The 8,622-nt window shown below is 69.0% G+C and carries 10 protein-coding genes and 1 pseudogene; 3 read left to right on the top strand and 8 right to left on the bottom strand.

Features of this window, described 5'->3' with window-relative positions:
* Positions 1–21 precede the first annotated feature (21 nt).
* Together ACRDSQ_RS30835 and ACRDSQ_RS30830 are read right to left on the bottom strand one after the other, a co-directional pair.
* Positions 22–1,017: a helix-turn-helix transcriptional regulator gene (locus tag ACRDSQ_RS30835; protein WP_431425972.1), complete on the bottom strand. Its 996-nt coding sequence runs from the start codon at positions 1,015–1,017 to the stop codon at positions 22–24.
* A gap of 101 nt (positions 1,018–1,118) precedes the next feature.
* Positions 1,119–1,316 carry a helix-turn-helix transcriptional regulator gene (locus ACRDSQ_RS30830; protein ID WP_431425971.1) on the bottom strand — a complete coding sequence of 66 codons (198 nt, stop codon included), beginning with the start codon at positions 1,314–1,316 and terminating at the stop codon, positions 1,119–1,121.
* Positions 1,317–1,759: 443 nt separating this feature from the next.
* Between ACRDSQ_RS30830 and ACRDSQ_RS30825 the strand changes: the two genes are divergently transcribed.
* Positions 1,760–2,413, top strand: coding sequence for an Imm1 family immunity protein (locus ACRDSQ_RS30825; protein ID WP_431425970.1), 654 nt, complete (start codon positions 1,760–1,762; stop codon positions 2,411–2,413).
* Here ACRDSQ_RS30825 and ACRDSQ_RS30820 read toward each other — a convergent pair.
* The 3 genes and pseudogenes from ACRDSQ_RS30820 to folP all read right to left on the bottom strand — a co-directional run.
* Positions 2,364–2,753 (bottom strand): annotated as a pseudogene (locus ACRDSQ_RS30820) (Uma2 family endonuclease); the annotation flags it as partial. The gene ACRDSQ_RS30825 and the pseudogene ACRDSQ_RS30820 sit on opposite strands and share 50 nt — an antisense overlap.
* Positions 2,754–2,775: 22 nt before the next feature.
* A complete protein-coding gene (locus tag ACRDSQ_RS30815; protein WP_431425974.1) occupies positions 2,776–3,675 on the bottom strand; it encodes a glucosyl-3-phosphoglycerate synthase in 900 nt (299 codons plus the stop codon).
* Positions 3,676–3,680: 5 nt separating this feature from the next.
* Positions 3,681–4,550: a dihydropteroate synthase gene (gene folP, locus ACRDSQ_RS30810; RefSeq protein ID WP_431425968.1), complete on the bottom strand. Its 870-nt coding sequence runs from the start codon at positions 4,548–4,550 to the stop codon at positions 3,681–3,683.
* Between the two features lie 79 nt (positions 4,551–4,629).
* Here folP and ACRDSQ_RS30805 point away from each other — a divergent pair, with 79 nt between their 5' ends.
* A complete protein-coding gene (locus ACRDSQ_RS30805) occupies positions 4,630–5,298 on the top strand; it encodes a lysophospholipid acyltransferase family protein (protein WP_431425966.1) in 669 nt (222 codons plus the stop codon).
* A 1-nt stretch (position 5,299) separates the two neighbouring features.
* Here ACRDSQ_RS30805 and ACRDSQ_RS30800 read toward each other — a convergent pair whose 3' ends face one another.
* Complete coding sequence (locus ACRDSQ_RS30800) at positions 5,300–5,845, bottom strand: TIGR00730 family Rossman fold protein (RefSeq protein ID WP_431425964.1); 546 nt, start codon at positions 5,843–5,845, stop codon at positions 5,300–5,302.
* Complete coding sequence (locus ACRDSQ_RS30795; protein ID WP_431425963.1) at positions 5,842–6,624, bottom strand: TIGR00730 family Rossman fold protein; 783 nt, start codon at positions 6,622–6,624, stop codon at positions 5,842–5,844. Before ACRDSQ_RS30795 ends, ACRDSQ_RS30800 begins: the two co-directional genes overlap by 4 nt.
* A gap of 46 nt (positions 6,625–6,670) precedes the next feature.
* Here ACRDSQ_RS30795 and ACRDSQ_RS30790 point away from each other — a divergent pair, with 46 nt between their 5' ends.
* Entirely contained in the window at positions 6,671–7,150 is a 480-nt protein-coding gene (locus ACRDSQ_RS30790) for a hypothetical protein (RefSeq protein WP_431425962.1), read from the top strand.
* On the opposite strand, the gene dapE is transcribed toward ACRDSQ_RS30790, so the two are convergent.
* On the bottom strand, positions 7,140–8,207 hold the full coding sequence (gene dapE, locus ACRDSQ_RS30785) for a succinyl-diaminopimelate desuccinylase (RefSeq protein WP_431425960.1): 1,068 nt from the start codon (positions 8,205–8,207) through the stop codon (positions 7,140–7,142). The two genes, ACRDSQ_RS30790 and dapE, sit on opposite strands and share 11 nt — an antisense overlap.
* Positions 8,208–8,622 lie beyond the last annotated feature (415 nt).

Here is an 8,622-nt window from a genome sequence, read left to right as displayed (position 1 = left end):
GCACGGGCCGGTCGACCGACGTCAGAGCAGATGACCGCGATCCCTCCAGGCCAGTCTGAGCAGCGTCAACGCGCCGGCGGACAGGCGTGGTTCAAGCCGGTCGATGGCGCCGGCGGTGAAGGGGATGTCCCGTCGCCCGCCCGCGCCCACGATGTGGCCTTCGTCGTTGGTCTCCACGAGCTTCGCGAAAAGGCTGTCGAACACGTCGCCATCGATCACGGCCACGGTCAGCTGCGCCGCGCCGAGTTCGAGCGGTTCCATGACCAAGCCGTAGTGCCACAACCGGAAGCTGCCGCGGGCCCGGGCCTGCTCGAACGAGCGGAAAGGTTCCTCGGTGGCGTAGTCGATGGGCCCGCTGCCGCCACCATCGTGCTCCGGGTCGCCGAGGAACTCCTCCGAGTACTCGCGCATGATGTTGCGCCACAACGAGAAGTCGTTACGAAGATCCAGAGGCGAGACCGACGACGGCTGGAACTCACCCGCGGGCATCACATGGCAGAGCCCGCCACCGTCGGCGACCTTGTCACCGTCCCGCTCGTGCAGCACGAACCTGTGATCACCGCGCAGGTCCTTGCGGATGGTCAAGGTGTTGATGCCAGGCGACAGGACCAGCCGCATGGGATCGAAAGGATCGCCGATCCGCGAACGCAGCGGCAAGGCGTCCCACGAGGGAATGGACCGGCCGGAGGCCAGCCAAGCGGCCTTGAACTCGTGCGCCACGGACTGTTTCACGTCGAAGACCTCGAAGAACGTGGTCGTGCCGAACGTCAGGGCGAGGTGCTCCCCGCGCGAAACGTCCGTCAGGCGATAGCTCAGGCGGTTTTCCAACAAGCGGGGCCGGACCAAATCCCGGACGGCTCGGGCGTAGCTCGAGTACCGCTTGCCTTGGGCGGCCAACGGCAGAACGTGGTCCATCGGCGTCTGCCGTGGGAGGGGCGGAGCCTCGTCGACGAAGACCAGGCGCACCGAGTCCAGTTCCACCGGGCGGTCGAGGAGCCAGTCTGGCCCTGCCAGCACGTGTCCGCCTGGAGCACGCTGGTCGGGCGGGTAGAGCCAAGCAGCCAACTCACTGAGCTCACGGCCCCGAACTCCCGGCGCCTGCCTTGTCCGGATCCAGTTCAGCTGATCGCCGCGAACATCGTCCGGGGCGGAGTCCTGCCCGCGCCGAGTAGTCCGGCGAGTTCGTCGATCGAAACACTGAGCGCGGCGGCCAGTTTCAACCGCATCGGCGGTTGTGGGAGTTGCGCGCCCCGCTCCCACCGCCCGACCGTGGACAACTCCACCCCGAGACGCTCCGCGAGAGCTTCCTGGGTCAAGCCCAACGCCTCCCGCCGAGCGGTCAGCCGAGTCCGCCGAACGACCACCGACGTCACCCCCATCCAAGAACAACCCACGGTAGCGGCAGGGGATCGCGGCACGTCAGAGGCGCGACGGGCGCCTTGTCGACGCCTCTGGTCCGCCCACCATCCGCTCTGGCGACTTCGTCGCATTGATCGTTTAGTGGAGTGGTCCAGTCGGTGTGGAGGTGACCTTGTGCGGCGGTCCGAATGGGAGTGGCAGCAGTGCGGGAGCACCATGCACGCCGTCGTGATCCGGGACAACCGCTACCGCTTGTGCCCCAGTGATGAGATCCACTGCGTATGCGGCGCCGACCTCGTCCTCACTCGAGAAGACTTCCCCCGCGTCCCGGTGGGCAACAGAACCTGCGCCGAGTGCCTTCGGGTGCTGTCTCATCGGACAACCAGGTGATGCGTCGAAGGTGATCAGCCTCCCGACCTCTCCACCAGAAAGGGAACGTGATCTGGCAGAGGCGCGAAGTGGATGGGCGGCAGCTTCGGCGGGAACACAGGATTCTGAGGCGAGCCGTCTGAGCGAGACGGCAGGCGATGCTTCGGTCGCCTCGACGCGGGTGGTGACCGCGCTCGATCTCGTCGACCGACTGCTCCATCGCTACCGCGGAGAGATCGGGTTCTCGCCCGACTCGACGCCTTCGGCGAATTCCCCACCGCCAGGTACGGCAATGGTCGACGTTGCCAGACGACGTGTCGGTCAGCGCCCGGACGGGTCGCAGGCCCACGGTGAGTGGGTTCAGTCTGATGGCTGGTCCACCCGCTTGGTCAGCGGGCCAACTGACAACCATTACGAAGCCGCGAAGGAGTTCGCCCAGACCTTGCCCGCGCGCGACCGCGCGGCCCAACGTCCCGCCACCCACGTGGAGATCAAGGTCGCCGTGGCGGGCGCGGCGGCCTTCGCCTACAGCCATGGCGACCCCGATTCGCCTGCGGTGATCGAGTCCGAAGTCGGCTTCCCACAGGGTGCGGGAATCCCATTGGAAACCTTCACGGCGGCGTTGAACGAGTTCCTCACCGACAGCGACACTCCTCCGCCGAGCGTCGACTGGCAGCAGGCTTGATCGACTTCGCCTGGGTCGTGTGGACGGTCAGCGTCGGCAGCCCGTTCGCCAAGCCCTCCACCCGCCAGTAGTGCTCGACGCCCGCCTCGGCGTAGGCCAGTGGCTTGGACCCACGATCTTCCCTGCGAGATCCCTTGGACACGATCTCGACCACGAGCAGAATTTTCTCGCCCGGAACCGGCCGGGTCGAGAGCGGAACATCCACGTCGTAGACCACGATGTCGGGAGCGACGTAGTCCAGAGGGTCGTCCGCGAGCATCACATCAATGTCGATATCCAACTGCCGGCCCGCAGGCAGTTGCGGTTCCAGAGCCACCGCGAGCCGTCGAAGGACGCGCTGGTGGCTTGGATCTCTCCCGTGTTCAGCGGCCGACCATGACCTCGGCCATCGGTGGTCGGTCGGCCACCAGCACGTCGATCGTGTCCGGCAGCCACTCCCCGCCCACCTGCACGAACTGGGTCAACTCACCCGACCCGGCCTCGATCCCGCACCGGCTCAAAGCCGTGCCCAAGATCTGTCGGGACATCACGCCGAGTTGCAGCAGCGACCGGTTGCGGTGTTTGCGAACACCCAGATTGACCTGCGCCAACCCCTCCAACCCGTACCGCGAGTGGGCGTCGAGCAGCAGTCCGATCTCCACCCCGTACCCGGCCGCGAACGGGACCGACTGCAGGAATTCCCGGGTCGCCGCGTACTCGCCGCCGAGGGGCTGGATCACCCCGGACAGTTCGGGGCGTAGGGCGGAGAGGACGGGGCGGGCCAGGAGTTCGGTGACTCGGCCGCCGCCGGTGCCTGCCTCTTCGCTCTCCATGCGCAGGGGGCGGCGGTAGAAGCCCTTGACCAGGTGGACGCCGGACGCCGTCAGCAGGGGGCCGAGCAGGGACGGGACGAACGCCGGGTCGGGCTCGACGAGGTCGGTGTCGAGGAAGACCAGCAGGTCACCGGTGGTGGCGGCCAATGACCGCCACAGGACTTCGCCCTTGCCGGGCCATGGCTCGAGGTCCGGGAGGACGTCGCCGCGGTGGACCACTCGGGCTCCCGCGGCGGTGGCGACGGCCGCGGTGTGGTCGGCGGAGCCGGAGTCGAGCACCACCAGTTCGTCGACGAGGGTGCCCAGCAGCGGCCGGACGGACTCGACGACCTGGCCGACCGTGCCCTCCTCGTCCAGGGCCGGGAGCACCACGCTGACCGTGCGGGTTCCCTTGGCGCACACCAGCTGCGAGATCGTCCACTCCGGACTCTGCCAGGTGTGGTCCAGCATCCCGCTCACGCGAGTGCCCGAACCGCGCGCGTGGGCGGTCTTGTCCCGGCGATGCTCGCCACCATGTCCACCACCTGCCTTGTCTGCCGCACCTCGTGCGCGCGGAAGACCCGTGCGCCCGTCCACGCGGACACGGCCGTCGCGGCGAGTGTGCCATCGACCCGCTCACGCAGGCCAACACCGAGAGTCTCGCCGATGAAGTCCTTGTTCGACAGGGCCATCAGCACGGGCCACCCCGTGGCGACCAGCTCGTCGAGCCTGCGCAGCAGCTCAAGGCCGTGCCAGGTGTTCTTACCGAAGTCGTGCGTCGGGTCGATGAGGATCCCTTCACGGGGGACGCCGAGTGTGACCATTCGCTCGGCCCGCTCGACGAGTTCGGCGACGACCTCGGCGACGACATCGGTGTAGCGGACCCTGTGTGGGTCGGTGCGCGGCTGGGCGCCGCCGGTGTGGGAGCAGACGATGCCGACGCCGAACTCGGCGGCGACCTCCGCGAGCAGCGGGTCGGCGCCCGCCCACGTGTCGTTGATGAGGTCGGCGCCCGCCTCGCAGACCGCGCGGCCGATCTCGTGGCGCCAGGTGTCGACGCTGATGACCAGGTCCGGGTGGCGCTCGCGGACGGCCGTGACGAACGGCACAACCCGGCGGGCTTCCTCGGCCGCGTCGACCGGTTCCCCGTGGGACCCGGCGCGGACGCCCCCGATGTCGACGATGTCGGCCCCCTCGGCCACCGCCTGGTCGACCGCGGCCAGCGCCCGCTCGGCGTCGAATGTCGCGCCCTGGTCGTAGAAGGAGTCTCTGGTGCGGTTGACGATCGCCATCACCAGCGCCCGGTCCTGGGGGACCGCGCGCGTGCCGAATCGGAGCTGATTCACGGCTACCGATCGTGCCATGGACCGCGGGTGGACGGGCGTCGGCGTGGTTACAGTAGAGACCGACCAAGGAGGCCCCCTCGTGTTCTACCGCGCGCTGCGTGTCGTGCTTTCCTTCCTCGCCCGGTTGTTCCTACGGCCGGTGGTGGAGGGAGCGGACCGCGTGCCCGCCGCGGGGCCGGTCATCCTCGCCATCAACCACCTCGCCGTCATCGACAGCTTCGTGGTGCCGATGATGGTCCGTCGCAAGGTCGCGTTCCTGGCCAAGGCCGAGTACTTCGAGGGCAAGTCCATCAAGGGCCGCCTGGTCGGGACCCTTTTCCGGGCCTTGGGCGCGGTCCCGGTCCAGCGGGACAACAGCCGCGCGGCGCTGGCCTCCCTCGACGACGCGGGCGCGATCCTCGACGCGGGCGGCGCCTTCGCCATCCACCCCGAGGGCACCCGCTCGCTCGACGGCAGGCTGCACCGCGGCCGCACCGGCGTCGCCCAACTCGCCCTGGAGCACAACGCGGTGGTGGTCCCGGTGGCGCTGATCGGCACCGACAAGGTGCAGCCGAAGGGCAAGAAGCTCCCCCGCCCGCACCGCATCACCGTGCGCTTCGGCACACCCCTGAACTTCAGCCGCTACGACGGCCTCGGCAACTCCCTGCCCATCCGCCGCGCGGTGACCGACGAGATCATGTACGCGATCATGGAGCTGTCGGGCCAGGAGTACGTCGACTCGTACCACAAGCGCCCCAACGCCGCGTAGGTCAGGCCGCGCAGGCGTCCAGGGCTTCCTCAGCGGTTCGCACCACCATGAGCGCGTCGAGCGCGACCTGAGAGGCGAACCCGCGCGACTGCAGCTCGCGAGCCCACTTGATCAGGCCCTCGTAGTGGTCGTCGGGGTCGAGCAGGACCACCGGCTTGGTGTGCATGCCCAGGTAGCGTGAGGTCCAGACCTCGAACAGCTCCTCACACGTGCCGAGTCCGCCGGGCAGGGCGAGGAAGGCGTCGGAGCGGTCGTCCATGACGGCCTTGCGCTCGCGCATAGTGTCGACGACGACCAGTTCGTCGGCCTCCGGATCGGCTCGCTCGAGGGCGACCAGGCCGCTCGGGATCACGCCGAGGGTGCGGGCGCCGCCGCGGCGGGCCGAGCGGGCCACCGCGCCCATCATCGCCGCCGACGAACCACCCCACACGAGGTTCCAGCCGCGTGCGGCGATACCGGCGCCCACCTCGTCAGCGAGGTCGAGGTAGCCGCGCGGGACGGAATCGTGCGATCCACAGTAGACACAGAGGTTCAATGACGGGCTCAATGCGCGTCACTCCACGCCTGGTACGCCTCTTCGACCACACGGATGGCGTCATCGATATCGTCGGTGACATGCAGCAGGGCGAGGTCCTTCTCGCCGATCTTGCCGTGCTTCATGACCGAGTCGTGCAGCCAGTCGTAGAGCCCGCCCCAGTACTCGGTGCCGAAGAGGACGACCGGGAACTTGGTGACCTTCTTGGTCTGCACCAGGGTCAGCGCCTCGAACAGCTCGTCGAGGGTGCCGAAGCCGCCGGGCAGGCAGATGAAGGCCTGCGAGTACTTGATGAACATCGTCTTGCGGGCGAAGAAGTAGCGGAAGTTGACACCGAGGTCGACCCACGGGTTGAGACCCTGCTCGAACGGCAGCTCGATCCCCAGGCCGATCGACTGGCCACCAGCCTCCGAACAGCCGCGGTTGACCGCCTCCATCGTGCCGGGACCGCCACCGGTGATCGCGGCGAAGCCCGCGGCCGCGAGCGCCGAGCCGATGTCGCGGCCCAGCTTGTACTCGGGGTGGTCACGCTGGGTGCGGGCCGAGCCGAACACGGTGACCGCGCGCGGCACCTCGGCCAGCGCCCCGAAGCCTTCAACGAACTCCGCCTGGATGCGCAGCACCCGCCACGGGTCGGTGTGGACCCACGCGCTGGGACCGCGCGAGTCGAGCAGCCGCTGGTCGGTGGTGGTCGCCTCGTCGCTCTGCCCGCGGCGCAGCGTGACCGGCCCGCGCTGTCGCTCCCTCGGGTGCTCGTCGTCGGCGGGGATCTGATGTGCGTCAAGAGTCACGTCACCGAGTCTAGGGTGGTTCGCGGTCACCCGAAGGAGGACGCCAGTGACGGACACCGGCAACGTCGACAACCTGCTCAAGTCGCTGCGGTCTCGTGTGGAGGAACTCGAGGAGAACGCCAAACGGGACCGCGCCGACATAGGCCGCTGTGTGTCGGTCGCCGCGCTGGCGGGCGCCCTGTTCGCGCTGACCGCCTCGACGTGGTTCGTCCTGGAGACGAAGACCGACGTCACCGCGTACTCGCTGTGGGGTCTGTGGGGGCTACTCGGCTGGCCCGCGTTCGCCGTCGTGGCCGTGCTGGCCGTGGTCGCGGTCGGGTCGCTGACGATGGCGATGGCGGCACCGGGGAAGGTCGCGCGGTGGGTTCAGCTCGCGGCCGGGGTGCTGCTGGTACCGGCCATGATCTGGTGCAACGCGTCGCTGCCCGGCAAGGAGTCGGCCTGGTCGGCCGCCGCCTGGGTCACGTTGCTCTGCGCGGGCGCGCTGACGCTCGTCAACGGGACCCGGATCAGCGCTAGCCGGTGACGAGCTTGCGTAGGACGTCAGCGCAGCGGGTGATGTGCTCTACCGGGACGTTCTCGTGCTGGGTGTGGGCCAACAGCGGGTCGCCGGGGCCGAAGTTCACCGCGGGGATGCCCAACGCGGCGAAGCGGGCGACGTCCGTCCAGCCAAGCTTGCCCACCGGGTCGCCGCCCGCGGCGGCCAGCAGGTCGCGGGCCGCGGGCGCGCTCAGGCCGGGCAGGGCGCCCGGGGCGCTGTCGACGACTTCGAGCTCGAAACCGGCGAACACATCACGCAGGTGGGCCTCGGCCTGGGCGAGCGTGCGGTCGGGGGCGAAGCGGAAGTTGATCCGGAGCAGCGCCGCGTCGGGGACGACGTTGCCGGAGACGCCGCCGCTGATGTGCACCGCCTGCAGGCCTTCGCGGTAGGTGCAGCCGTCGATGTCGACGGTCCTGGTCTCATAACCGGCCAGGACGTCGAGCGCGGCGCCCAGGGCATGGACGGCGTTGACGCCCATCCACGCGCGAGCGGTGTGCGCGCGGGTGCCGGTCGTCCGGATTTCGATGCGCATGGTGCCCTGGCAGCCCGCCTCGACGATCGCGTTGGACGGCTCGCACACGATCGCGAGGTCGCCCGCCATCCACTCGGGCAGTTCCCGCTCGACGCGGCCGAGGCCGTTGCGGGCGGCATCGATCTCCTCGCACTCGTAGAACAGGAACGTCAGGTCGTGCGTGGGTTCGGTGACGGTCGCGGCCAGGTGCAGCATGACCGCGTCGCCGCCCTTCATGTCGACCGTGCCGAGTCCATGGAGGACGCCACCGACCCGCCGCGACGGCATGTTCGCATTGACCGGGACCGTGTCGAGGTGACCTGCGAAGACCACCCGCGGTCGCCTGCCCAGGGTGGTGCGTGCCAGCACGTTGTTGCCCAGCCGGACGACTTCGAGATGTGGGGCCTGGGTGCGCAGCGCGCGCTCCACGGCATCGGCGATGCCGGTCTCGTCGGCGGACACACTGGGGATGTCGACGAGGGCGGCGGTCAGGTCGATGGGGTCAGCGGTGAGGTCCAGCTCAACGGTCACGCTCGGCAACGCTACCTGCCGCCGGATCGACCGCCGTCGCCATGTGGGTAAACCGCGCCGAGGCAGCCGAGGCATGGCGCGGTCATGTCTGGTCCACCACGGCGGCAGGCGATTGAGACGCACCCTGCCCGACGAGGATGCGCCGAGCTTCGGCTACCTCGAACATGACCACGGCGCGCGCTGTCTCCGGAGGCGGAGACTCCACCTGGCCGCGTGGCGCAAGAGTTGACTCGGTGGCGTGTTCAGGCCGCCGAGTGTCGTGGTGTTGCGGGGATGGGTTTTCGGTGCGGGTCCAAATATGCGGGTGGGGTGAACTCGGGCAGGCCGTTGATGATGGTGACGGCCCAGTCGGAGTTGTGGATCAGGCGGTGGTGGGTGCCGCAGAGGAGTACGAGGTTGTCGAGTGCGGTGGGCC

The sequence above is a fragment of the Actinokineospora sp. genome (genome assembly GCF_050699995.1).
Classification (GTDB): Bacteria; Actinomycetota; Actinomycetes; order Mycobacteriales; family Pseudonocardiaceae; genus Actinokineospora.
The sequence above is the reverse complement of the archived record's forward strand: the minus strand, read 5'-3'. Positions and strand labels throughout refer to the sequence as shown.

Excerpts from the sequence above, each read along its gene's own strand:
- ACRDSQ_RS30815 (WP_431425974.1), bottom strand. The coding sequence starts at position 3,675 with ATGCTGGACCACACCTGGCAGAGTCCGGAGTGGACGATCTCGCAGCTG.